Origin of the sequence: Massilia oculi (genome assembly GCF_003143515.1) — a bacterium.
Taxonomy (GTDB): domain Bacteria; phylum Pseudomonadota; class Gammaproteobacteria; order Burkholderiales; family Burkholderiaceae_D; genus Telluria; species Telluria oculi.
Window position 1 is genome coordinate 5,284,734 of record NZ_CP029343.1, and the last position, 26,163, is coordinate 5,310,896.

A 26,163-nucleotide genomic window follows, 5' to 3' on the forward strand; every position below is an offset into this window, starting at 1 on the left:
CTCAACGCACCCGCTTGTACCAGGCGCCATCCTCGAACAGGGGCTGGTAATCGGCCGCCGCAGCATCGCTGGCCGCCAGTTCGCGGTCGATCCCGAGCACCCCGAACAGGGCCAGGCTGTCGCGGAACAGGCGCAGCACGCGCTGGCGCAGCACCGGGCCGAAGTCGGGCAGGGCGCGGCAGCAGACGATCGCGTGGAACTCGTTGAACGAGCCATCCGTCACCAGGCAGTACTGCAGCCAGGTGATGCGCTCGCGCAGCCGCGGCAGCAGCCGCGCGCGGCCATCGCTGACCTCGAAGTAGTCGGCCAGCCGCCCCGTGCCGCCACTGGCTTCGTAGCCGCGCTGGGCGTCCGCCAGTTGAGAGGCCGGCAGCGTGGCTTCACGCGCCTCGAACAGCAGTTCGTCGCTGGACAGGGTCGCGAACACTTCGGTGCGTCCGTACAGCTTTTCCTCGGCCAGCAGCACGGCCAGGGTCCAGGCTTCTCCCACGCCGGCCACCTCGGGCAGCCAGACCCTGGGCAGCGCGGTCGGACGCAGGCTGTCGGCCAGCGCGTCGCGCTGGCGCCGCGCCCAATCGGGACGGTCGAACAGCGCCGCCGGCTGCACGGCCAACGCGCGCACCACGCCCAGCGCAGCGCCGGGCGCATGCAGCACCTGTTCCTGCAGCCGCGTCAGGTTCGGCAAGGCGTGCAGGCGCGCCAGGTCCTGCAGGCGCCGGCGCAGGATGGCGCGCTCGTGGCTGCGGTAGTCCAGGCCGAAACGCTGGTACAGCGCTTCGAGCAGCAGCTCGATCTCGAGCTCCGCCAGGCCGGTATCGACCGGCACACCAGTCAAGGCATTCACTGGTGCCTCAGTGCAGCCAAACCCGCATCATCGACAGCAGCTGCGCCACGTCGACCGGCTTGGTGATGTAGTCCGAGGCGCCGGCCGCGATGCACTTGTCGCGGTCGCCCTTCATCGCTTTCGCGGTCAGCGTGATGATCGGGAGCGAGCGGAATTTCGGAATGCGGCGGATCGCCCGCATCGTGTCGTAGCCGTCCATCTCGGGCATCATGATGTCCATCAGGACGATCTCGATGCCCGGGTCTTTCTCGAGCACCTCGATGCCGTCGCGGCCATTCTCGGCGAACAGCACCTGCATCTGCTGGCGCTCCAGCAGCGTGGAGAGCGCGAAGATGTTGCGCAGGTCATCGTCGACGATCAGCACCTTGCGTCCGGCCAGGCCCGAGTCGAGGGCGTGGATCTCTTCCAGCATGCGCCGCTGGGTCTCGGGCAGGCTGGCCTGCGAACGGTGCAGGAACAGCGCCGTCTCGTCCAGCAGGCGTTCGGGCGAGCGCGCATCCTTGATCACGATGGTCTTGGCGAAGCGCTTGAGCTTCGTGACTTCCTTGCGATTGAGCTCCTGGGCGGTGTAGATCACGATCGGCAGGTCGCGCAGGCGTTCGTAGCTGGCGATCCGGTCGAGCAGGTCGAAGCCCGAGATGTCGGGCAGGGTCAGGTCCAGCACCATGCAGTCGAAGTGCGAGGTCTGCAGCGCCTCGAGCGCCGCCGCGCCATTGTCGACGGTGACCATATGGATGTCGTTATTGCCGATCAGGGACACGATCGAATCGCGCTGGGCCGGATCGTCCTCGACCACCAGCAGGCTGCGCTTGCCGCCCATCAGGAATTTCTGGATGCGCTTGAATTCCTCGTTCAGCGCCTCGCGTTCGACCGGCTTGTTGATGTACGAGATCGCGCCCTGGCGCAGCGCGCGCTCGCGCTCCGCTTGCCTCGACATCACGTGCACCGGGATGTGGCGCGTGCTCGGGTCGCGTTTCAGTCGGTCGAGCACCGTGAAGCCGTCGATGTCGGGCAGGTCGATGTCTAGCAGGATCGCCGACGGCAGGTAGTCGCGCGCCAGCGACAGGGCCGAATCGCCGCGGTGGGTCACAATCGCCTTGAAATTTTTCTCGCGGGCGAATTCGAGCGCCACCTTGGCGAAGCGCTCGTCGTCCTCGACGATCAGCACCGACGGGTCGCCCGGCGTCACCAGGCCGCGGTCATCCAGGACGCTCGCGTATTCGACCACGGCGCCGCTCGGATCGAGCAGGTCGGTCGTCAGGTCGAGCGTCGAGACTTCGCTGTTCTCCTGCAGCACCGGCACCAGCGGGGCGGGGACGTTCAGTGGCGGCGCCAGGCGCGCCGGCTGCGGCTGGCGCGCCTGTTCGTAATTGATGAAGCCGGCGCGGTTGTACGGCAGGTAGAGCGTGAAGACCGAGCCGACGTTGACCGTCGATTCGACCCGGATCTCGCCGCCCAGCAGGCGCGCCAGCTCGCGCGAAATCGACAGGCCGAGACCCGTGCCGCCGTACTTGCGGGCGGTCGAGCCGTCGGCCTGCTGGAAGGCTTCGAAGATCAGCTGAAGCTTGTCGGCCGGGATGCCCACGCCGGTGTCGTACACCGAGAACGCGAGCACCGCGTCGGCGTGCTCCAGGTTCGGGTGGTCGGCGGTCCAGCCGCTGGTCACGAGGCTGATGCCCAGCGAGACCTGGCCATGGCTGGTGAACTTGAAGGCGTTGGACAGCAGGTTCTTCAGCACCTGCTGCAGGCGCGTGGTGTCGGTCATCACGGCGGTCGGCAGGTTTTCGGCCAGCTCGACCTGGAAGCCCAGGTGCTTGGCCTCGGCCATGTGGCGGAAGGTGCGGTCGACGTAGTTGCGCAGGTTCGAGAAACGGTATTCCGACACGTCCAGCGTGACGGTGCCCGACTCGATCTTGGACAGGTCGAGAATGTCGTTAATCAGGGTCAGCAAGTCCGAACCCGAGCCGTAGATCGTCTTCGCGAACTCCACCTGTTTGCCGGACAGATTGCCTTCCGGGTTGTCGGACAGCTGCTGGGCCAGGATCAGCAGCGAGTTCAAAGGCGTGCGCAGCTCGTGCGACATATTGGCCAGGAATTCGGACTTGTACTTCGAGGACAGCGCCAGCTGGGTCGCTTTTTCTTCCAGCGCCAGCTTGGCCTGCTCCACCTCGCGGTTCTTGCGCTCCACCTCGATGTTCTGCTCGGACAGCAGGCGCGCCTTCTCGCCCAGCTCCTGGTTGGTCTGCTGCAGTTCCTGCGCCAGCGACTGCGACTGGGTCAGCAGCGACTCGGTGCGGCTGTTGGCCTCGATCGTGTTCAGGACCACGCCGATCGATTCCATCAGCTGGTCGAGGAAGGACAGGTGGGTCTCGGTGAAGCGGTCGAGCGAGGCGATCTCGATGACGGCCTTGACCTGCTGCTCGAACAGGATCGGCAGCACCACGATATTGTTCGGCGGCGCCGAGCCCAGGCCCGAGGACACCACGATGTAGTCGCGCGGCACGTCGGTCAGCCAGATGCGGGTCTTCTCCAGCGCGCACTGGCCCACCAGGCCTTCGCCCGGCAGGAAGGAGGTCGGCAGCTTGCGGCTCGAGCGGTAGCCGTAGCTCGCGATCATGCGCAGGCGCGCGTCGGTCTCTTGCGAGTCCATCATGTAGAACACGCCATGGTGGGCCGAGACCAGCGGCGCCAGCTCCGACAGAATCAGCTTGGTCACCGCCTGCAGGTCGCGCTGGCCCTGCAGCAGGCGCGTGAAGCGCGCCAGGTTGGTCTTGAGCCAATCCTGCTGCGCGTTCTTCTGCGTGGTCTCCTTCAGGTTGCGGATCATCTCGTTGATGTTGTCCTTCAGGTAGGACACCTCGCCGCGGGCTTCCACCTGGATCGAGCGCGACAGGTCGCCGCGCGTCACCGCGGTCGCCACTTCACCGATCGCGCGCATCTGGTTGGTCAGATTCGCCGCCAGCTGGTTGACGTTTTCCGTCAAGTCCTTCCAGGTGCCGGCCACGCCCGACACATTCGCCTGGCCACCGAGTTTGCCTTCGGTGCCGACCTCGCGCGCCACCCGGGTCACCTCCGAAGCGAACGAGGACAGCTGGTCCACCATGACGTTGATGGTGTCCTTCAGCTCGAGGATCTCGCCCTTCACGTCCACGGTGATCTTCTTGGACAGGTCGCCGCGCGCCACGGCGGTGGTCACCGCCGCGATATTACGCACCTGGCCGGTCAGGTTGGAGGCCATGAAGTTGACGTTGTCGGTCAAGTCCTTCCAGGTGCCGCCGACGCCCGGCACATAGGCCTGGCCGCCGAGCTTGCCTTCGGTGCCGACCTCGCGCGCCACGCGCGTCACTTCCGACGCGAACGAGGACAGCTGGTCGACCATCACGTTGATCGTGTTCTTGAGTTCCTGGATCTCTCCCTTGACGTCCACCGTGATCTTCTTGGACAGGTCGCCGTTCGCCACGGCGGTGGTCACCTCGGCGATATTACGCACCTGGGCGGTCAGGTTGCCCGCCATCGAGTTCACGCCGTCGGTCAAGTCCTTCCAGGTCCCGGCCACGCCCGGCACGTTGGCCTGGCCGCCGAGTTTACCTTCGGTGCCGACCTCGCGCGCCACGCGCGTCACCTCGGATGCGAAGGAGTTCAGCTGGTCGACCATCACGTTGATGGTGTTCTTCAGCTCGAGAATCTCGCCTTTCACGTCCACCGTGATCTTCTTGGACAGGTCGCCGTTCGCCACCGCGGTGGTCACGTCGGCGATGTTGCGCACCTGGCCGGTCAGGTTGCCCGCCATCGAGTTGACCGAGTCGGTCAAGTCCTTCCAGGTGCCGGCCACGCCTTTCACCACCGCCTGGCCACCGAGTTTGCCCTCGGTGCCGACCTCGCGCGCCACCCGCGTCACCTCGGACGCGAACGAGGACAACTGGTCCACCATCACGTTGATGGTGTTCTTCAGCTCCAGGATCTCGCCCTTCACGTCCACGGTAATTTTCTTGGACAGGTCGCCGTTCGCCACCGCGGTGGTCACCGCCGCGATATTGCGCACCTGGCCAGTCAGGTTCGACGCCATGAAGTTGACGTTGTCGGTCAAGTCCTTCCAGGTGCCGGCCACGCCCGGCACATAGGCCTGGCCACCGAGCTTGCCCTCGGTGCCGACCTCGCGCGCCACGCGCGTCACTTCGGAGGCGAAGGAGCGCAGCTGGTCCACCATGACGTTGATGGTGTCCTTCAGTTGCAGGATCTCGCCGCGCACGTCGACCGTGATCTTCTTGGACAGGTCGCCGTTGGCCACCGCGGTGGTCACTTCGGCGATGTTGCGCACCTGCGAAGTCAGGTTGCCGGCCATCGAGTTGACCGAATCGGTCAAGTCCTTCCAGGTGCCGGCCACGCCCTTGACCTGCGCCTGGCCGCCCAATTTGCCTTCGGTGCCGACTTCGCGCGCCACGCGCGTGACTTCGGACGAGAAGGACGACAGCTGCTCGACCATGGTGTTGGCCGTCATCGCCGCACGCAGGTACTGGCCCTTGAGCGGGTGGCCGTCGACTTCGAGCGCCATGGTCTGGGACAGGTCGCCTTTCGCCACGGCGCCGATCACGCGCGCCATTTCGGTCGTGGGGCGCACCAGGTCGTCGATCAGGGTGTTGACCGAGCTGATCATGGTGCTCCAGCCGCCCACCACGCCCGGCAGGTCGGCGCGCTGGGTCAGGTGGCCTTCGCGGCCCACCACCCGCGAGACTTCCGTGACGGTTTCGACCATCTTTTGCTTGGTCTCGATGATGTCGTTCAGGGTATCGGCGATCTTGCCGGACACGCCGGTCCAGTCATCAGGCATGCGTACCGAGAAATCGCCTTTTTTCAAGGCCATCAATGTGGTGAGCAGCAATTTGACGTCCAACTGTTCGCCCATATCGGTCATGGTGTTCATCGCCTGGATCCTCGTCCTGAAGGAAGTCTGTGGTTAGCCGTTGGAGCCGGCAAAGGTGTCGTTTTTACGCACGTACAAGATACAATTCTATAGATCAACGTCAAGCTGCGAAACGGTATCTGGGCTAGCAAATACTTGCTAATCTGAAATTTGTTACAGGTAATTCGGCGGAGGGTAGCCGATTCCCCTCCGCGAGGGCGCACGATTGCAAATTGTTGTTGTCCATGCACGACAACACGCAAGCGATATGCAGCCGAGATACAAGTAAATATCTTGATTGTTAATTTCTGTGAATTTGTGAACGGGGTGAACCATCTAGCATAGGGGTGTTACATCAAACTTTGCCCCCATGATTGACACCGCTTCATTACTCGAGCTGATGCAGGCCAAGGATGCTTCCCACTGGAGCGCGTCCTTGTTCAACATTGCGCGGGGCTGGGCTTCGACCAGGTGCTGTTTGGCGTCGTCAACTCGCGCCATACCCGCTTCGAGTCGGCCTTCTTGCGCAGTAATTATTCCGCCAACTGGCGCGATCGCTACGACCGCAACGGCTTCGCCTACGTCGATCCGACCGTCGCCCATTGCCTGTCGAGTACGACGCCCATCGTGTGGGAGCCGGGTACCTTTGCTTCCAGCCCCCAGCAGGCCGAGCTGTACGAGGAAGCGAGCGCCCACGGCATTCGCACTGGTGCGACCCTGCCGATCCACGGGCCGCAGGGCGAATTCGGGGTGATCAGTTTCGCGTCCGACGCCCGGCCGGATGTCGCTGCACAGCGCGCGATGAACGAGGCGCTGCCGATGCTGTCGCTGGTGCGCGACTATGCGTTCGCGTCTTCCGGGCGTTTCCGCGAGGAGGCGGCGCGGCCGGAGGAGGCGCCGCGCCTGACGCGCCGCGAGCTGGAAGTGTTGCAGTGGGTGATGGCGGGCAAGTCGTCATGGGAAGTCGCGCGCATCACCGGCTGTTCCGAAGCCACCGTCAATTTTCACCTGGCGAATGTGCGTCAAAAATTTGACGTCAACACTCGCCAGCAGGCGGTGGTCAAGGCCATCGCCCTGGGGCTCATCACCCCTGAAGATCACCATCGCTGAGCTTACCGTTCATGTACATGCGCAGAAGAATCGACACGGGCGCCGGGATCGCAAGGCCGGTCTCAAAGCGGCTGCCGCTGGACTGGGTGACGCCGAAGCGGCCCCAGAATTTTTCCTGGCTTTCGCGCTTGGTGATGCGCAGCCGACGCAGTTCGTGCGGCGCCAGGCGTGCCGCGCCGGCGGCGTGGATGAGCTGGTTGGCCTGCAGTTCGGCTGCCAGTGCGTCGCACATCAGATCGTTTGCCATGGTGGTTCCTTTCGGGGTGATGAATCGAGTAGTCCAGAAACTGCGTCGTTTCCAAAAGTATTGCACCGCTGATATTGCTCGCCACCTATCAATGCTGATAGTACCCAGCCTACCCGATTTGCATAACGCTTCTATGCGTAGTGCATATTTCTTGAACCTATTTTCTCAACGAGGAGGGGGTTGGCAATGAGCATGCAAATCACGATCGCGCCACGGCGCGCATTCGCATCCAAGGAGCTGTGGGAAATGCATACGCTGCGTGCGAAGGTGTTCCGCGGGCGGCTGGGCTGGGAAGTGCCGGTGTTGTCCGGCATGGAGATCGACGGCTACGACGCGCTCGAGCCGCGCTACATGCTGATGCGCGACGGCGAGACGCTGCGCGGCTGCTGGCGCCTGCTGCCGACCGAGGGGCCGTATATGCTCAAGGATTCCTTCCCCCAGCTGCTCGACGGCCAGGAGCCGCCCAGCGACCCGCACATCTGGGAGCTGTCGCGCTTCGCGATCGAGACCGAAGGGGCCGGCAGCTACGGCTTTTCGGAGATGACGATGGAATCGATCGAGGCCATCATCCGCCACGCCCACGAGCGCGGCCTGTCGCGCTACGTCACCGTCACCACCACCGCGATCGAGCGCATGCTGCGCCGGGCCGGCGTGGTCACCACCCGCATCGGGGCGCCGCAGGCGGTCGGGATCGAGACCGCGGTCGCGCTCTACGTGGAGATCGAGCCGACCTGGGAAGCGCTGTTCGCCAGGCGGCTGGCCTCCTGAACGGGCTTCAGGCCGCGTGCGCGCCCAGCTGTCGCAGCAGGAAGGTATAGGTCAGCGCGACCATCCGCGCGGTCTGGGCGTTGTCGGCGGCGCCGGCATGGCCACCCTCGGTGTTTTCCCAGTACAGCACGTCGTGCCCCTGGTCCAGCATGCGCGCCGCCATCTTGCGCGCATGCGCCGGATGGACGCGGTCGTCGCGGGTCGAGGTGGTGAACAGCACGCGCGGGTACCGCTCGCCGGGCCGCACATTGTGGTACGGCGAGTAGCGCGCCAGGTAGGCCCAGTCGGCGGCATCGTCCGGATCGCCGTACTCTCCCATCCACGAGGCGCCGGCCAGCAGAAGGTGGTAGCGCCGCATGTCCAGCAGCGGCACCTGGCACACCACGGCGCCGAACAGGTCGGGACGCTGGGTCAGCGCAGCGCCCACCAGCAGGCCGCCATTGCTGCCGCCCATGATGCCCAGCTGTTGCGGCGTGGTGACGCCGCGCGCCACCAGGTCCTGGGCGACGGCGATGAAGTCATCGAAGGCGCGCTGGCGGTGCTGGCGCAGGGCCGCCTGGTGCCAGCGCGGGCCGAATTCGCCGCCGCCGCGGATATTGGCCAGCACATAGGTGCCGCCCTGTTCGAGCCAGGCGGCGCCGGTCATGCCGCTGTAGAAGGGCTTGAGCGAGACCTCGAAGCCGCCGTAGCCGTACAGCAGGGTCGGACTGGATGCGCCAATGCCCGGCCCCCGGTGCTTGACGACGAAATAGGGCACCAGCGTGCCGTCACTGGACGTCGCCGTGTGCTGGCTCACGTCGTAGGGATCGGCCTCGAAGAAGGCAGGCATCGCCTTGAGCGGTTCGCGCTCGTCGCTGCCGGCATGCATCAGGTACAGCGTGGTCGGATGCAGGAAATCGGTCACGGTCAGGAAGTAGTCGTCCGAGTGGTCCGAGTCCAGGGCGGACACTCCCAGCGAACCGATGCCGGGCACGGCGACCTCGCGCCGGATCCAGCGCCCGCCTTCGCGCCGCAGCTCGAGGATGCGGTTCTTGACGTTGTCGAGCACCGTCAGCAGCAGGCTGCTCCTGGTGGCCGCCACGCCGTCCAGCGAGGTCATTGGCGTCGGCGCGAACAGCACCTCGAAGGCGCGGCTGCCGGCCACGAAGGCGTCGAAGCCGGTCGCCAGCAAGGCGCCCTGGGGGTAGGTCACGCCGTCGATCGTCCAGTCCGAGCGCAGCTCGATCACGAGCTGGTCGCGCAGGGCGAAGGCGCTGGCGTCGACCGGCTTGTCGATCCTGACCAGTTGCGCGCCACGGCGCCAGAACAGCTCGCTCGTATAGAAATCGATCTGGCGCACCACGAAGGCGCGTTCCCAGCCGGGACTGTTGTCCTGGTAGCCGGATGCCGCCATGTCGCCGGGCGCCGCCTCGTACACGGTGGTGGCCGCCGACAGCGGCGTGCCGCGCTTCCATTCCTTGACGATGCGCGGGTAGCCCGATTCGCTCAGGCTGCCGGGGCCGAAGTCGGTGCCGACGAACAGGGTGTCGCGGTCGATCCAGGACACGTCGCTCTTCGCCTCCGGCAGCGCGAAACCGTCGGCCACGAAGTCGAGCGACGCCAGGTCGAACTCGCGCACCACCTTGGCGTCGCCGCCGCCGCGCGACAGCCGTATCAAACAGCGCAAGGAGCGCGAGCCATCGGGCTCGAGCCAGGACGCGCCGGCCCAGACCCAGTTTTCATGTTCCGTGCGCGCCAGCGCATCGAGGTCGAGCACGGTATCCCACGCAGGGGCCGGCTTGCGGTATTCATCGAGCGTGGTGCGGCGCCAGATGCCGCGCACGTGGTCCGCGTCGCGCCAGAAGTTGTAGCACCAGCCGCCATGCACGCCCACATAGGGAATCTTGTCGCTCGAATCAAGAATGCTCGTCAAGCGTTCGCGCAGCGGGGCGAAGCGCGGGTCGGCCTCCAGTTCGGCTTCGGTGGCGGCGTTGCGCGCGTCGACCCAGGCGCGGGATTCTTCGGTGTCGATCTGTTCCAGCCACAGCCAGGGATCGTCGTGGTGTCGCATGCTGTCCTCATCAGTATCGCGTCGGCTCGGTGCGCCGCGCAGTGCGCCGCGCAGTGCGCCGCGCAGTGCGCCGCGCAGTGCGCCTGTATACTAGCAATTTTGCGTGGCGGCCACCGTCCGCCAGGGGAAGCATGAAGCGCTTGACCATGCCAGGAATCGACGCCATCGAAGCGGCTTGCGCGCGCCTGGGCCGGCCGTTCGTGCTGTGGGGCGGCGGCATCGCGCTGTCGCTGGCGATCGGCCTGCTGCTGCATGCGGTGGCGAGCGCCGCCATCGATGACGCGGCCAGGGTCCGCTTCGAACACGCGGCGCAGGCGGCGCGCGAAAGAATCGACACCGCGCTCGCCTCGTATGGCCGCGCGGCGCGCGCCCTGGCGGCGCTGCATGCGGCCGGCGGCGGCGACGCGGTGCCCGAACGCGCCGCTTTCCACCGCTACGTGGCCGCCCTCGACCTGCCGTCCAACTTCCCGGCGATCGAGGGCGTGAGCTACGCCGCCCATGTGCGCGAAGACGAGCGCGAAGCCTTCATCGCCGCCATGCGCGCCGACCGCAGCGTCGATGCGCGCGGCTATCCCGACTTCACGATCTTCCCGGCCGGCCGCCGGCCCTGGTACGAGGTGATCGCCTACCAGTTCCCGATCGACCAGCCGAGCCGCCGGCTCGGCTTCGACATGGCGGCCAGGCCGGCCGTTGCGCGCGCCCTGGAGCAGGCGCGCGACAGCGGCGGCATGAGCGCCTCCGGCCAGCCGATATTCCTGCGCGAGCCCAAGCCCCATTACGTGCTCGGGATGCGCATGCCGGTCTATCGCGGTGGCGTGACGCCGCTGGGCGTCGAGGCGCGCCGCGCCGCCTATCTCGGCTCGTTCGGGATCGCCTTCTCGGTGCAGGACCTAATCGAGAACGCGCTGGCCGCCCCCGGCGCCCAGCCGCTCGCGGTCAGCATCCATGCCGTCGGCACGCAGGGCGACATCCTGCTGCACGGCCCGGACGTACGGCGCACGCCGCCGGCGCCTGGCGAGCACTTCGCCCTGGCGCTGGACGTGGACTTCGCCGGCAGCCGCTGGCTGGCGCATTTCTCGGCGCCCAGGGCGGCCATGCTGGGCGGACTCGATCCCTGGCTGCCGATGGCGGCGCTGGCCTTCGGCTTCGGCGCGACCCTGCTGGGATATGGCCTGTTCCTGGCCCAGTACCGCTCGCGGCGCGCCGCCGACGAGCAGCGCCTGCTGCTCGACACGGTGCTGGACAACCTGGACGCCGAGGTCTACCTGAAGGACGCCCTGCGCCGCATCCGCTACCTCAATGCCAAGGGCGCCTCGCGCCTCGGGCGGCCGGCAGCGGAGCTGATCGGAAGGCGCGACGTCGAGGCCATGGACCGCTCCCTGGCCGATGCCGCGTGGGAGCTCGACCGCGCGGTGCTGCACGACGGCCGCCGCAGCAGCGCCCAGGTGGCGCAGCCGGCGCCAGGCGGCGCGCCGCGCCAGCTGTGGACGGTGCGGGTGCCGATGCAGGTCGACGAGGAAGCGGCGGTGCTGTGCGTGGCGACCGACGTCACTGAACTGCACAGCCTGAAGGCGCGCGCCGACGCCGCCAGCAAAGCCAAGAGCGACTTTTTGTCGAACATGAGCCACGAGATCCGCACTCCGATGAACAGCATCATCGGCATGACCCACCTGGCGCTGCAGGCAACGCCCGACGCGCGCCAGCGCGACTACCTCGAAAAGATCTACCACTCGGGCCAGCACCTGCTGGGCATCATCAACGACATCCTCGATTTCTCCAAGATCGAAGCCGGCATGCTGGAACTGTCGCGGGTGTGCTTCATGCCCGACGCCCTGCTGCGCAACGTCGAGGCCCAGTTGGGCACCGCGGCGGTGGCCAAGGGCCTGGGCTTCGACATCGAGATCGATCCGGTCCTGATGCGGCCACTGTGCGGCGACTCGCTGCGGCTGGAACAGGTGCTGCTCAACTTCGCCGGCAATGCCGTGAAATTCTCCGAGCGCGGCCGGATCACGCTGCGCGCGCGCCTGGCGCGCGCCTTCGGCCCCGAAGTGCTGGTGCGCTTCGAGGTGGAAGACCACGGCATCGGCATCGACGCGGCCGCGCTGCCCCACCTGTTCACGCCGTTCCAGCAGGCCGACCAGTCGGCCACGCGGCGCCACGGCGGCACTGGCCTGGGCCTGGCCATCAGCCGCCAGCTGGCCGAGCTGATGGGCGGCGAGGTCGGCGTGCTCAGTAAGCTGGGCGAGGGCAGCACCTTCTGGTTCACGGCGCGCCTGGCGCTGGACGACGCCGCAGGCGCCCGTTCGGGAACCATGATCGGCGCCGGCCTGGGCGCGGCGCCGGCCCCGGCCCAGGCGCGCCTGGACGACTGCGCGGTGCTGCTGGTCGAGGACAACCTCTTCAACCAGCAGGTGGCGCGCGAGCTGCTCGAGGAGTCCGGCGCCGCGGTCGAGGTGGCGAACAATGGCCAGGAAGCGCTGGCGGCGATGGTGGACAGACGCTTCGATTGCGTGCTGATGGACGTGCAGATGCCGCTGATGGACGGGCTGGAAGCGACCCGCCGCATCCGCCGCGATCCATCCATGCGTGACACCCTGGTGGTGGCGATGACGGCCAATGCCGGCGTGGACGACCGCGCGCGCTGCCTGGCCGCCGGCATGAACGAATTCCTGGCCAAGCCGGTGGTGCCGGAACTGCTGGCCGCCACCATCGCGCGCTGCCTCGGTCGTACCACGGCGCCGGTGGCCGACGTCGCCATGGCGGGGGCAATCCAGCGGGCGCCAGGGCCCGCGGGCGGTGCGGGGCAGGGCGGGCAGGGAGAAGTGCTCGACCTGGCCAGCCTGGCCAGCACGGCCGGCGGCGACACCGAGCGGATGCGTAAATATGTGTTCCTGTTCCTCGATACGGCACGCGAGAACCTGGCGGGGATCGACACCGCCCTGGCCGGCGGCGACCTGACCCATACCGCGAGCCTGGCGCACCAGCTCAAGTCGGCCGCGCGCGCGATCGGCGCCGCCAGCTTCGGCGCCATCTGCGAAGACCTGGAGGCGCAGCCGAGGCGGGCGCCGCGCCTGGGCGCGGCCGGCACCGCCCAGGCCCGTGCGTTGGCGGCGCGCCTGCGCGCATTATTGATCCGGATCGAACGCGAAGTGTCGACCCAGTTCGGCAGCCGGGACGGCGAGGTGCGCTGAGTGCAGGAGCCGCCTGCGGCCCTACCGCGAGCGGGCCAAACACGGTATGCTGTGGCCCCGACCGCTCGAGCTTCAAGCATGCCTTCCCCGATCACTCCCGGCCTCCTGATCCTCCATGGCAACCAGATGGAGCTGCTGCGCAGCGCCGTGTTCGACTGGCTGCGCAACCGTCCGCTGGGCCCCCTGGAAGAAGAGATCTTCCTGGTGCAGTCCAATGGCGTGGCCGAATGGCTCAAGATCGCGCTGGCCGAGGAGATCGGCGTGTGCGCCGCCACAAGGGTGGCGCTGCCGGCGCGCTTCATGTGGGAAGCCTATCGCGGCATGCTGGGGCGCGAGCGGGTGCCGAATCGCGCGCCGTTCGACAAGGATCCGCTGACCTGGCGCCTGATGCGCCTGCTGCCGACGCTATTGCAGGAAGACGGCTACGAACCGCTGGCGCGCTTCCTGGCCGATGGCGACGCCGAGCGCCGCCTGCAGCTGGCCGAACGGGTGGCCGACCTGTACGACCAGTACCAGGTCTACCGCGCCGACTGGCTGGCCGACTGGGCCGCGGGCCGCGACCAGCTGCGCCGCGCCGCCGGCTCATTGGGCGATGCAGCGGTGCCGCTGGCCCCGGACCAGCGCTGGCAGGCCTGCCTGTGGCGCGCCGTGCACGCCAGCCTGAACGAGTCGCAGCGCGATAGCGGACGCGCCACCATCCACCAGCAATTCCTCGCCGCGATCGAGGCCGGCCAGGCGCCTGTCGGCCGCCTGCCGCGGCGCGTGGTGCTGTTCGGGATGTCGACGCTGCCGTACCAGACCCTGCAGGCGATCGCGGCGCTCGCGCGCCATACGCAAGTGCTGTTCGCGGTGCCGAACCCGTGCCGTTTCTACTGGGGCGACATCATCGATGGCCGCGACCTGCTCAAGGCCGCGCGCCGGCGCCAGCCGCAGCGCAATGGCGTCGACCTGGGCGCGATCCCGATCGAGGAGCTGCACGCGCACAGCCATCCGCTGCTGGCGAGCTGGGGGCGCCAGGGCCGCGACTTCGTGCGCATGCTGGACGAATTCGACAACCAGGACCGGGCCGACGATACGGATGCGCCGCTACGGGTCGACCTGTTCGCCGACGACGACGGCGCGACCCTGCTGGGGCAAGTCCAGGCCGCGGTGCGCGACCTGTTGCCGCCGGATGAGCACCCGCACGCGCCGCCGGAGCCTGGCGACCGCTCGATCGAATTCCACGTCACCCACAGCGTGCAGCGCGAAGTCGAGGTCCTGCACGACCAGCTGCTGTCGTGGTTCGCGCAAGACCCGAGCCTGCGTCCGCGCGACGTGGTGGTGATGGTGCCCGACATCGACACCTTCTCGCCGGCGATCCACGCCGTGTTCGACCAGCATCGCCAGAACGACGATCGCCGCATCCCGTTCGAGATCGGCGACATGCGCGACCGCAGCGTCAACCCGCTGCTGGTGTCGCTCGAGTGGCTGCTGCGCCTGCCGCAGCAGCGTTGCCGCCAGAGCGAGGTGCGCGACCTGCTGGACGTGCCGGCCGTGGCGCGCCGCTTCGGGCTGGGCGAGGACGACCTGGCCACCCTCGGCCGCTGGATCGAAGGCGCCGGCGTGCGCTGGGGCCTGGACCACGAACACCGCGCCGGCCTGGGCCTGGGCATGGCCGGCGAGCAGAATGCCTGGATCTTCGGCGTGCGCCGCATGCTGCTCGGCTATGCCAGCGGCGCCGGCGCCAGCTTCGCCGACATCGAGCCCTACGCCGAGGTCGGCGGACTCGATGCGGCGCTGGCCGGCGCGCTGGCGCAGCTGGTCGATTGCCTGCTTTATTGGCGCGCCCAGCTCGACACGCCGCGCACGCCCGCCGCCTGGGGCGAGGCCGCGCGTGAAATGCTGTCCTGCTTCTACGCCGCCAGCATCGAGGCCGACCGCCTCACCCTGCAGGGCCTGAACGAAGGCCTGCAGTGCTGGCTCGAGACCTGCGCTGCTGCCGGCTTCGACGAGGAGGTGCCCCTGGGCGTGCTGCGCGAAGCATGGATGAATGAGCTCGACCAACCGACCCTGAACCACCAGTTCGTCTCTGGCGGCGTAACCTTCTGCACCTTGATGCCGATGCGCGCGGTGCCGTTCCGCGTGGTGTGCCTGCTGGGCATGAACGACGGCGATTTCCCGCGCCGCGCGCGCCAGGCCGATTTCGACCTGCTGGCGCTGCCCGGCATGGCGCGCCCGGGCGACCGTTCGCGCCGCGACGACGACCGCTACCTGATGCTCGAAGCGCTGCTGGCGGCGCGCGACAAGTTCTACGTGAGCTGGGTGGGCCGCAATGTGCGTGACAACAGCGAGCAGCCGCCATCGGTGCTGGTGTCGCAGCTGCGCGACTACCTGAGAGAGGGCTGGGACCTGGACCTGCATGCGCTGACAACCGAGCACGCGCTGCAGCCTTTCAGCCGCGTCTATTTCCAGCAGGGTGGCCTGCTGACCTATGCCGGCGAATGGCGCCTGGCCCACGGCGCCGAACAGCTGGAAGCGGGCGACGCGCTGCCGCCCTACGAGCTGGAGCCCGACTTCGTGCTCAAGCTGGGCGAGCTGGCCAGCTTCTTGCGCCAGCCCGCGCGCTACTTCTTCCGCCGCCGCCTGGGAGTGGTATTCGCCGACGCCGCCCAGGTGGGAGAAGACGAGGAACCGTTCGCGCTCGACGCGCTCGAACGCTACCAGATCGAGGACCACCTGCTGGACGACAGCGGCGAGCCCGAGGCGTTGCACGAGGTGCGCGCCCTGCTTGCCACGCGTGCCGAAAGGCTGGCGCGCGAAGGCGTGCTGCCGATCGGGCTGATGGGCCGCATGTGGCAGGCGCAGCTGGTCGAGAGCCTGGCGCCGGTGCGCACCGAGTGGCTGCGCCTGCGCGCGAGCTTCCCCGAGGCGGCGCCCAAGCAGGCGCTCCGCCTGGAGCTGCACGGCATCGTGCTCGACGACTGGATCGACCGTCTCAGGAGCAAGGACAGCAGCGGCGAACACACCGCCTGGCTGATGCAGCTTTCCTCGAAGGTTCTGGACCGCAACGGGCGCCCGCGCGGCGACAAGCTGATCGCCCCCTGGCTGCGCCAGCTGGGCAGCAGCGCGGCCGGGCATCCGGTGGCCGGCTACCTGGTCGCGCGCGACGCGGTGCTCGAGATGGCGCCGCTGTCCCAGGAGGACTCGCTGCAGATCCTGCGCGACCTGGTGCGCCTGTGGCGCGCCAACCTGGACGCGCCGCTGCCGGTGGCCTGCCGCACGGCGCTGGCGCAGCTGGCCGACGGCGATCCGCGCGCCACCTATGACGGCGGCTTCGAGCTCAGTGGCGAAGTGGACGACCTGTGCCTGGCGCGGATGTGGCCCAGCTTCGAGGCACTGCGCGAGGCGCCGCACGCCGCCGGTGGCTGGCACGAGCTGGCCGAAGAATTGTATGGACCGCTGGCGCGCTGGATGGATGACGCCGTCACGATCAAGGAGTTGTCCGCATGAGCAGTAAACTCGAAGCGATCCGGTTCCCGCTGCACGGCTCGCGCCTGATCGAGGCCTCGGCCGGCACCGGCAAGACCTGGACCATCGCCGCCCTCTACGTGCGCCTGGTGCTGGGCCACGGGGGCGAGGACGCCTTCGTGCGCCCGTTAGTGCCGTCCGAGATCCTGGTGATGACCTTCACCCGCGCCGCCACGCGCGAACTGTCCAACCGCGTGCGCGAACGGCTGGTGCAGGCGGCGGCATACTTCCGAGGCGAAGCGCAGCAGCAGGATCCCTATCTCGACGCGCTGGCCGAGGCCTATGCGCCGGGCGCCGAACGCAGCCGAGCCGCCCACCGCCTGATGCTGGCCGCCGAAACGATGGACGAGGCGGCGATCTTCACCATCGACGCCTGGTGCCAGCGCATGCTGCGCGAGCACGCCTTCGACAGCGGCAGCCTGTTCGACGAAGAACTGGTGAGCGACGAGCGCATGCTGTTCGAGGACGCCGCCCACGATTACTGGCGCCAGCACGTCTATCCCCTCGATGCGCAGAACCTGGCCGTCGTGCTGGACACCTGGAGCGATGTCGAGGCGCTCAAGGGCAGCGTGCGCGAGCTGGTGCACCGCGGGCCGCTGCTGGTGCACCGCGGGCCGCTGCTGGGCGAGGTGGAGCGCGCGCCGCTGGGCAAGCTGGTCGCACGCCTGTCCCAGGCCCAGCGCGACGAGCTGGCGCGCCTCAAGGACGGCTGGATCGAACGCGCCGACGCCATGGAGCGCTGGATCGCGGGCCACCGCGAACGCGCGCCCAAGTGCTTCAACGGCAACAAGATGCGCGCCGATTCGCTGGTCAAGTGGTTCGAGGCGCTGCGCGCCTGGGCGCGCGACCCGGCGCAACACACGCCGGACCTGAGCGACACCGCCTGGCGACGCCTGACCCCGGACGGCATCGTGGACGCGTTCAGCAAGGACTTCAGCGCCGACGTCCCGGCCTGCTTCGACGGCACCGCCGCCCTGCAGGAGGCCTTGGGCGCGATCGACCCGATCGCCCACGCGCTGCTGCGCCATGCCGCCGGCCACATCGGCGCGCGCATGCAGGAACTCAAGCGCCGCAACCGCCAGTTCGGCTTCGCCGACATGCTCGAGCGCCTGAAGCTGGCTCTGGCGGGCGAGAACGGCGCGGCGCTGCGCGAACGCATCGTGGGGCAGTATCCGGTGGCCATGGTCGACGAATTCCAGGACACCTCGCCCGACCAGTACCGCATCTTCGACCTGCTGTACCGGGTAGGCGACAACGATCCGCAGCAAGGGCTGTTCCTGATCGGCGACCCCAAGCAGTCGATCTATGGCTTCCGTGGCGCCGACATCCACAGCTACCTGTCCGCGCGCCGCGCCACCAATGGCCGCCACTACCAGCTCGACACCAATTACCGCTCGACGGCGGCGCTGGTGGGGGCGGTCAATGCGCTGTTCCTGCACGCCGAGGGCGGCGACGGCAAGGCCGGCCATGCGCAGGCGGCCTTCCGCTTCCGGCGCGGCGACGACAATCCCTTGCCGTTCGAGGCGGTCAAGGCGCGCGGCCACAGGGAGCGGCTCATCGGCGTCGATGGCGACGGCGAGATCGAGGCGCTGGCCGTGTGCACTACCGGTCGCGACGACCTCAAGGCCGAGGACTACCGCAGCTTCTTCGCCCACCACTGCGCCGAGCACATCGTTCGCCTGTTGAACGACGAGCGGGTAGGGTTCCGCGACGACGAAGAAGGGCGCTTCCGGCGCCTGATGCCGGCCGATATCGCGATCCTGGTGCGCGACCGGCGCGAGGCGGCCGCCGTGCGCCAGGCGCTAGTGCGGCGCAAGGTGGCCAGCGTCTACCTGTCGGACAAGGATTCGGTGGTCGAGAGCGAGGAGGCGGCCGACGTGCTGCGCTGGCTGTACGCGGTCGCCAATCCCCTGGACGGCGCCCTGGCGCGCGCCGCCTTCGCCACCCGCACCGCGGGGCTGCCGATGGGCGAACTGGCCCGGCTGTCGAGCGACGAGCTGGCATGGGAGCGGCGGGTCGAGCAACTGAAGACCCTGCACGGCGCCTGGCAGCGCCGCGGCGTGCTGGCCATGCTGCGCACCTTCATCCATGAGCTGGGGCTGCCGGCGCGCCTGCTGGCCGAGGCGGGCGGCGAACGGCGCCTGACCAATCTGCTGCACCTGGCCGAATTGCTGCAAGAGGCCAGCGCCCAGCTCGAGGGCGAGCAGGCCCTGATCCGCTGGTTCGCCGAGCAGATCGAGGGGCTGGGCGCCGGCGGCGACGAACGCGTGCTGCGCCTGGAAAGCGACGCCGAGCTGGTCAAGGTGGTGACGGTGCACAAGTCGAAGGGCCTTGAGTATCCGCTGGTGTATCTACCGTTCGCGGTGACCGCGCGCGCGACCAATCGCCACAACCGCGCCTTCTTCGAATACGTGGACGACGAGGGCAGCCGCCGCCTCGACCTGGCCCTGTCCGACGAAGCGCTGGAAGCGGTCGACCGCGCCCGCATCGAGGAAGACCTGCGCCTGCTGTACGTGGCCCTGACCCGGGCGCGCCACTTCCTGTGGCTGGGCGCGGCGGCGGTGGCCGGCACGCGCAAGGGCGAGAACCGGCTGCACGAATCTGCGCTCGGCTACCTGCTGGCCGGCGGCGAACGGATTCCTGCCGACGGCCTGCGCGATCGCTTCACCGCGGTGGCCGGCACCGGCGGCGGCATCGCGTTACGTGAGCTGGAGCTTGACGAAGGCGTCACCATGCTGGTGCGCCAGGATGCGCGTCCCGCACTGCTGGATGCGCCGGTGTACCGCGCCAGCTTCGAGAAGGACTGGTCGATCGGATCGTTCACCTCGCTGACCCGGCATGCGGTGGCGCCGCCGCCGATGCCGATGCGTGCCCAGGAACAAACCCTGCTGGAAGAAGCGCCGCAGGTGCCGGCGCCGCCGCGCATCGAGGACGTGGCCTGGCACCGCTTCCCGCGCGGCTCGGTGCCGGGCAATTTCATGCACGAGCAGCTCGAATGGCTGGCGCGCGAGGGCTTCGACTGCCTCGATCAGCCGCATTGCGAGACGCGGCTGGTGCAGCGCATCGAGCGCGCCGGCTGGGGCAACAGGCTGGAAGACGCGCTGGCCTGGCTGCGCGCGATCGTCGATACGCCGCTGCCGCCGCTTGGGGCGGCATTGCGCGATCTGCAGGGCGTGCTGCCCGAGATGGAATTCTGGTTCCCCAGCGAGCGTCTCGCGCTGCCGGAGCTTGACGAGCTGTGTCGCACACACCTGTTGAACGGCATCGAACGGCCAGTGCTGCCCGCGCGCGAGCTGCACGGCATGCTCAAAGGCTTCGCCGACCTGGTGTTCGAGCACGACGGGCGCTACTGGGTGCTCGACTACAAGACCAATGCGCTGGGGCCGGGCGACGCCGCCTACGGCCAGGCGGCGATGGAGGCCGGCATGGCCGAGCATCGCTACGAGATCCAGGGCAGCATCTACCTGCTGGCGCTGCACCGCCTGCTGCGCGCGCGCCTGGGCGAGGACTACGAACCGGAATACCAGCTGGGCGGCGCGATCTTCATGTTCCTGCGCGGGATCGCCAACCCGGACACGCGCGGCTGTTGCGTGCTGGCGCCCGACCTGGAACTGCTGGACGGCCTGGAACGATTGCTGGACAAGGAAAAGCATGGGCAAGACTGAACCCGATCGCAGGATTGAACCCGATGCTGCGGCCCTGTGGCATGAAATCGGCAACCTGACCGAGGCGGGCGAGCTGCGCCGCCTGTCGAGCGCCTTCGCGCGCTTCATCGCGCAGCTGGGGGAGGCGCCGCCACCGCTGGTGCTGGCCGCGGCCATCCTGTCCGAGCTCGAAGGCCACGGCCACAGCTGCGTCCAGCTGTCCGACCTGGCGACGGGCGCCGCGTCCCTGCTGGGCTGGAGCGAGGAGCAATGGGCGCAGCTGGCAACGGCCGCGGCGCCGCTGCCCAAGGGCGTGGCGGGCTGGCGCAAGCTGCTGGCCAGCTGCGGGCAGGTGTGGGTGCGCGAGGAGTTCGACTACGATCAGCCGCTGGTGCTGGACGGCGAGCGCCTCTACCTGCGCCGCTACTGGCGCGACGAGACCCAGGTCGCGCGCGCCGTGCGCGAACGCGCCGAGGCGACCCACCCGGTGGAGTCAAGCCTGGTGCGCGCCTGGCTCGACAAGCTGTTCGTGGCGGCGCCGGGCGCCGCGCAGCCCGACTGGCAAAAGCTGGCCTGCGCCGTGGCCCTGCGCGGTTCGGTCGCGATCATCACGGGCGGGCCCGGCACCGGCAAGACCTATACGGTGGCGCGTCTGCTGGCCTTGCTGTTCGCGACCGCGCCGGATGCCGACCGCCAGCGCGTGGCCCTGGCCGCGCCGACCGGCAAGGCGGCCGCGCGCCTGAAGCAATCGATCGACAAGGCGCTGGGGGAGCTGGCCGACCGCGTCGGCGCCGAGCTGCCGCTGCGCAAGCTGACCGAGCGCATGGGCGCCGCGCGCACCCTGCACAGCCTGCTCGGGGCGCGGCCCGACACCCGCGCCTTTGCCCACCACCGCGGCAATCCGCTCGACGTCGACGTATTGATCGTCGACGAAGCCTCGATGGTGCACCTCGAGATGATGGCCAGCCTGCTCGACGCGCTGCCGCCAGGGGCCACGCTGATCCTGCTGGGCGACAAGGACCAGCTGTCCTCGGTGGAGGCGGGCGCCGTGCTGGGCGACCTGTGCCACGATGCGCAGGCCGGCAACTACGATAAGGACACCATCGGCTATGTGAAGGCGGCCAGCGGCGAGGCGATTCCCGAGGAGTACGCCGGCGAGGGCGGGCCGCTGGCCCAGCAGACCGTCATGCTGCGCCACAGCCGCCGCTTCGGCGGTCCGATCGGCCAGCTGGCGCTGGCGGTCAATGCCGGAGACATGGCGCGCGCCGGGGAGGTCTTGCGATCCAGCCTCGATGGCGTGCGCTGGATCGAGCATGCGCAGCCATCCCAGCTGCTGCAGCTGGCCTACGCCGGCTACGCCCCTTATCTCGAACTGCTCAAGGGTGGCGCGGCGGGCGACCAGGACTGGGTGCGCCAGGTGCTGCAGGCCTTCGAGACCTTCCGCATCCTGTGCGCGGTGCGCGATGGCGAGTGGGGCGTGGCGGGCCTGAACGAGGCGATCGAGAAGCGCCTGGAAGCGGGCGGCCTGCTGCGCCGCAGCGCAGAATGGTATGTGGGCAGGCCGGTGATGGTAACCCGCAACGACTATTCGACGGGCGTGTACAACGGCGACATCGGCGTGACCCTGGCCGACCCGACGCGCCCGGGCGCGCAGCGGGTCTACTTCCTGGAGGGGGACCAGGTGCGCAGCGTGCTGGCCACGCGCCTGCGCAATGTGGAGACGGCGTTCGCGATGACGGTGCATAAATCGCAGGGCTCGGAATTCCGCCATACGGTGCTGGCGCTGCCGCGCGAGAGCAATGCCATCCTGACGCGCGAGCTGGTCTACACCGGCATCACGCGCGCCAGCCGCGAATTCACGCTGGTGACCCCGAGCGGCGACGTGCTGCGCCAGGCGATCGCCAGCCGCACCCACCGCACCAGCGGCTTGCGCGAGCTGGTGGCGTAGGCAGGCAAGGCGCAATGACAAAAGGGGCCTTGCGGCCCCCTTTTGTCATTGCATCGACGCTCTCAGCCCCGGCGCTTGCGCGTCGCCTTGACCTTGGCCGAAGTGCGCTTCTTGGTCGCCTTGGCCTTCGCGCCCTTCGACTTGGCGCGGATCTTCGCCTTGGAGCTGCCGGCGCTGGCCTTGATGCGCGGGCCGCCCGCAGCGCGCGCCACCCGGCTCACCGGCTCGTCGCCCGTGATGAAGCGGCGGATGTTCAGCGCATCCATGATGCGGGCCGACGAGGCGCCGGCGTTGAGCAGCACCAGGGTCGCCTTCTTGCCGGCGGCGGTGATGTTCATGATCAGGCAGCGGCCGGCTTCGTTGGTGAAGCCGGTCTTGGACAGTCCCACGTCCCAGCCCTTGGCGCCGACCAGGCGATTGGTGTTGCTGAAGTTGACGTCGCGGCCCTTGATGTCGAAGACGTCCTTGGTCTCGGTCGTCATGCGCACGATTTCGGGATACTCGGTCGAGGCCTTGGCCATCTTGACCAGGTCGCCGGCATTGGAGCGGTTGTGCGGCGACAGTCCGGTGGGCTCTTCGATCACGGTGTGGGTCATGCCCAGCTGCCGGGTCTTCTTGCGCACGGCGGCCTTGAAGCCGTCATTGCCACCAGGGAAGGTGCGCGCCAGGGAGGCGGCGGCGCGATTGTCCGAAGACATCAAGGCGAGGTGAAGCGCATCGCGACGCGTCAGCTTGGCGCCGACAGCCACGCGCGAGGTGCTGTACTTGAGGCGGTCGACGTCCGCGCTGTCGATCTCGATGATCTCATCCATGTCGAGCTTGGCATCGAGGACGACCATCGCCGTCATCAGCTTGGTGAGCGACGCGATCGGCATCACGGTATCGGCGTTTTTCTCAAGCAAGACCTTGCCGGTATCGTCTTCCACCACGAGCACCGATTGCGAGCCGAACGGCACGGCGAATGCCGCAGCCGAAAAGGTCATCAGGACCGTTGCGAACAGTTTCTTGATCATTCTTTGTCTGGAATCTGGGTTGAAGTTGAACGTCGGGGCGCCAGGCGGCGCAGGATCAACATCTGTCTCTAGGGCAACTAGAGTAAGGACAATATCATCCATCCCAGCTGCATGTCTATGGCGCACAAGCAAATTCCTCTATGGGAAGCCATTTTTTGTCGGAAATGTGACGCCGCCGATTCGCAGGATTAACAACTCATGTCACATAGAAATGTCGAGTGACTAATTTGTGTGCATATCAAACAAAACAGCCCTGCACACGGCAGGGCTGTCGAAATCAGGCGACCTTATTTGGCCTGGTAGATCTTGTCGAATTCGCCGCCATCGTTGAAGTGACGCTTCTGGGCCGCGCTCCAGCCGCCGAAGACCTCGTCCACGGTGAACAGGCTGATCGGCTTGTAGTTGGCCGCATACTTCTTCATGACCGCTTCCGAGCGCACGCGCATGAAATGCCTGGCGCCGATCTCCTGGCCCGCCGGCGAGTACAGGAAGTTCAGGTAGGCGGTGGCGCTCTGGCGGGTCTTGAGGCGATCGACCACCTTGTCGACCACGGCGACCGGCGATTCGGCCAGGATCGACGTGCTTGGGTAGACGACTTCGAAATCGTTGCCGAATTCCTGGCGCACCATGCTCACTTCGTTCTCGAACGTCACCAGCACGTCGCCGATCTGGCGCTGGGTGAAGGTGGTGGTCGCGGCGCGGCCGCCACCGTCCAGGATCGGCACGTTCTTGAAGATCTTGCCGACCAGGTCGCGCGCCTGCGCTTCGTTGCCGCCTTTCTTGATCACCGAGCCCCAGGCCGCCAGGTAGGTATAGCGGCCGTTGCCGGCGGTCTTGGGGTTCGGGATGACGACGGCAACGCCCGGACGCGCCAGGTCTTGCCAGTCGCGCACCTGCTTCGGATTGCCCTTGCGTACCAGGAACACCATGGTCGAGTAATACGGCGCCGCATTGTTCGGAAACTTCTTGGCCCAGTCTTTTGTCACCAAGCCACGATCGGCCAGCATGTCGATGTCGTTGGCCTGGTTCATGGTCACGACCGACGCCGCCAGGCCATCGGCCACGGCGCGCGCCTGCTTGCTCGAGCCGCCGTGCGATTGCTTGATGGTGACGGTCTGGCCGGTCTGCTGCTTGTACGAGGCGATGAAGGCCGGATTGACTTCCTTGTACAGCTCGCGCGCAACGTCGTAGGACACGTTCAGCAGTTCGACGTTGGCCGCACTGGCGTGCAGGGGCAGTGCCCCGCCCAGCGCGAGGGTCAGTGCCAGGATCGAGCGGCGCAGCGTATTCGGAGTGGTGTTGCGCATATGGGTTCTCGCTTATGGAAAGTATGAGTGACAGGGTGGATGTTCCCTAATTCACGCGGCGAACGGAACGATAGTTTCGTCATATGGTTATGCAGAGCCCATTTCAGCAGTCGGGCGTCGCTATTGGCGCGCCTGACAAGCGTGGGCGGCGTTGCTCGTCGTTGCATGGCGCCGCCATGCGGCCTCCTCGCGTCTTGCCCACACTTGCCATGCATCGCCACTAGCTTCCCCCCGACTACTGAATTGGACCCTGGGCGCGTTTGACCGTGCCGCCAGCAGGGTCTCTTACTTTCGGTGTATAGTCGAGGTCGTGCGATGCCGCGTCATCGTTCGTTCATGTCCGTTTCCAATTGATGATTGATGTCCACGCGTATTGAAATCCGCAGGGCTGTCCCTGACGATGCAACGGCTGCCTGCAATCTGCTGCGCCGTTCGATCGAAGAGGGCTGCCGCGCCGACCACCAGGACCAGCCCGGCGTGCTCGGCGCCTGGCTCGGCAACAAGACGCCGGCCAATGTCGTCACCTGGTTTTCCTCGCCCACCAATTATGCGGTGGTCGCCGAGAGCGAAGGCGAGCTGGTCGGCCTGACCCTGTTGACGCAGGCCGGCAAGGTGGCGCTGTGCTACGTGCTGCCGGACGCCTTGCGCTGCGGCGTCGGCCGCGCGCTGCTGGATGCGGTGGAACAGCAGGCGCGCGCCTGGAACATCAGCAAGTTGCATTTGCACAGCCCGGCTGGCGCCAGCATCTTCTTCGAGCGCCATGGCTATATGAATGCCGGGAAAGAAAAAGCCTGCTTCGGCCTCGAATGCGACCTGCTCTGGAAGCGCCTGGATGGCGCCTGCGATCCGGCGGCGCGCAAGCGCTTCTGCAACTGCGGCGAGTAATACTCCGCTCCAGCGTCAACCTGCAACAAAGCGACAACAATTGCACGCTTCGTGAACACTTCTGCATGCTTGTCGGATACGCTATAGTACGCACTCTTGCAATTGTCGAGTAACGGATCCGCACACATGGCTTCACGCAGAGATTTTCTTCACCATAGTGCCCGCCTGGCCGCACTGGGCGCACTCGGCGCGCCGCTGGCCGCTGCCGCCACCGACCTCCAACCGCCTCCCGACCTGTTCGACTCGCAAGCGCTGGACCTCGATTTCTGGGTCAAGCCGCGCACCCTGTCCGTGACCCGTCCGGCCAGCGGCGAACGCGCCAGCGTGCTGTACTGGAAGGATGGCGAAGTGATCGACTCCGCCTACGAGCAGCTGTGCCACCTGCTGCGCGACGTGAACGGCAAGGCCACCGCCAAAATCGATCCCAAGCTGCTCGAGATGCTGTGGAGCACCCAGGCCTTCATCGCCCGCTACGGCCTGCTGCAGCCGCTCGAGATCCTGTCCGGCTACCGTTCGCCGGCATCGAACGCGCGCCTGCGCGAAGCGGGCATCCCGGCCGCGCGCCAGTCGCTGCACATGGTGGGCAAGGCGGCCGACATCCGCATCGCCGGCCTGAACGAGGAAGTGCTCGGCGGCCTGATCAAGAGCTTCCGCGGCGGCGGGGTCGGCTACTACTACCGCTCCGGCCCGCGCGGCGGCTGGATCCATGCGGATACCGGTCTCGAACGCACCTGGAAGGGTTGATTCGT

General features: G+C 67.5%; 14 protein-coding genes. 8 read left to right on the plus strand and 6 right to left on the minus strand.

Annotation, left to right across the window (positions count from 1 at the left end; translation table 11 throughout):
• Window position 1 precedes the first annotated feature (1 nt).
• Both DIR46_RS23780 and DIR46_RS23785 read right to left on the minus strand, forming a co-directional pair.
• Complete coding sequence (locus DIR46_RS23780) at window positions 2-844, minus strand: protein-glutamate O-methyltransferase CheR (RefSeq protein WP_109347443.1); 843 nt, start codon at window positions 842-844, stop codon at window positions 2-4.
• Window positions 845-851: 7 nt separating this feature from the next.
• The gene (locus tag DIR46_RS23785) at window positions 852-5,765 is read right to left on the minus strand and encodes a hybrid sensor histidine kinase/response regulator (RefSeq protein WP_109347444.1); all 4,914 of its coding nucleotides are present in this window, start codon (window positions 5,763-5,765) and stop codon (window positions 852-854) included.
• 402 nt (window positions 5,766-6,167) lie between these two features.
• On the opposite strand from DIR46_RS23785, the gene DIR46_RS23790 reads away from it, so the two are divergent.
• The gene (locus DIR46_RS23790) at window positions 6,168-6,854 is read left to right on the plus strand and encodes a helix-turn-helix transcriptional regulator (protein WP_109347445.1); all 687 of its coding nucleotides are present in this window, start codon (window positions 6,168-6,170) and stop codon (window positions 6,852-6,854) included.
• Here the strand turns inward: DIR46_RS23790 and DIR46_RS23795 are convergent.
• Window positions 6,829-7,101 carry a helix-turn-helix domain-containing protein gene (locus DIR46_RS23795; protein WP_109347446.1) on the minus strand — a complete coding sequence of 91 codons (273 nt, stop codon included), beginning with the start codon at window positions 7,099-7,101 and terminating at the stop codon, window positions 6,829-6,831. The genes DIR46_RS23790 and DIR46_RS23795 overlap by 26 nt on opposite strands.
• Window positions 7,102-7,287: 186 nt before the next feature.
• Between DIR46_RS23795 and DIR46_RS23800 the strand changes: the two genes are divergently transcribed.
• Window positions 7,288-7,869, plus strand: a complete 582-nt coding sequence (locus DIR46_RS23800) for an acyl-homoserine-lactone synthase (RefSeq protein WP_109347447.1) — start codon at window positions 7,288-7,290, stop codon at window positions 7,867-7,869.
• Between the two features lie 7 nt (window positions 7,870-7,876).
• Here DIR46_RS23800 and DIR46_RS23805 read toward each other — a convergent pair whose 3' ends face one another.
• Window positions 7,877-9,919, minus strand: coding sequence for a prolyl oligopeptidase family serine peptidase (locus DIR46_RS23805; protein ID WP_109347448.1), 2,043 nt, complete (start codon window positions 9,917-9,919; stop codon window positions 7,877-7,879).
• A 131-nt stretch (window positions 9,920-10,050) separates the two neighbouring features.
• Between DIR46_RS23805 and DIR46_RS23810 the strand changes: the two genes are divergently transcribed.
• The 4 genes from DIR46_RS23810 (at window position 10,051) to recD (ending at window position 22,209) form a co-directional block, all read left to right on the plus strand.
• Window positions 10,051-13,110: a CHASE domain-containing hybrid sensor histidine kinase/response regulator family protein gene (locus tag DIR46_RS23810; protein WP_229446386.1), complete on the plus strand. Its 3,060-nt coding sequence runs from the start codon at window positions 10,051-10,053 to the stop codon at window positions 13,108-13,110.
• Window positions 13,111-13,188: 78 nt separating this feature from the next.
• Complete coding sequence (gene recC, locus DIR46_RS23815; RefSeq protein WP_109347449.1) at window positions 13,189-16,599, plus strand: exodeoxyribonuclease V subunit gamma; 3,411 nt, start codon at window positions 13,189-13,191, stop codon at window positions 16,597-16,599.
• Entirely contained in the window at window positions 16,596-20,282 is a 3,687-nt protein-coding gene (gene recB / locus DIR46_RS23820) for an exodeoxyribonuclease V subunit beta (protein ID WP_109347450.1), read from the plus strand. The genes recC and recB overlap by 4 nt, the downstream gene beginning before the upstream one ends.
• The gene (recD, locus tag DIR46_RS23825) at window positions 20,269-22,209 is read left to right on the plus strand and encodes an exodeoxyribonuclease V subunit alpha (RefSeq protein WP_109347451.1); all 1,941 of its coding nucleotides are present in this window, start codon (window positions 20,269-20,271) and stop codon (window positions 22,207-22,209) included. The genes recB and recD overlap by 14 nt, the downstream gene beginning before the upstream one ends.
• Window positions 22,210-22,271: 62 nt before the next feature.
• Here recD and DIR46_RS23830 read toward each other — a convergent pair whose 3' ends face one another.
• The gene (locus DIR46_RS23830; protein ID WP_109347452.1) at window positions 22,272-23,222 is read right to left on the minus strand and encodes a serine hydrolase; all 951 of its coding nucleotides are present in this window, start codon (window positions 23,220-23,222) and stop codon (window positions 22,272-22,274) included.
• Window positions 23,223-23,509: 287 nt separating this feature from the next.
• Window positions 23,510-24,529, minus strand: coding sequence for a sulfate ABC transporter substrate-binding protein (locus DIR46_RS23835; protein WP_109347453.1), 1,020 nt, complete (start codon window positions 24,527-24,529; stop codon window positions 23,510-23,512).
• A gap of 360 nt (window positions 24,530-24,889) precedes the next feature.
• Between DIR46_RS23835 and DIR46_RS23840 the strand changes: the two genes are divergently transcribed.
• Both DIR46_RS23840 and DIR46_RS23845 read left to right on the plus strand, forming a co-directional pair.
• Complete coding sequence (locus DIR46_RS23840; protein WP_109347454.1) at window positions 24,890-25,414, plus strand: GNAT family N-acetyltransferase; 525 nt, start codon at window positions 24,890-24,892, stop codon at window positions 25,412-25,414.
• 126 nt (window positions 25,415-25,540) lie between these two features.
• Entirely contained in the window at window positions 25,541-26,158 is a 618-nt protein-coding gene (locus DIR46_RS23845) for a YcbK family protein (protein ID WP_109347455.1), read from the plus strand.
• Window positions 26,159-26,163 lie beyond the last annotated feature (5 nt).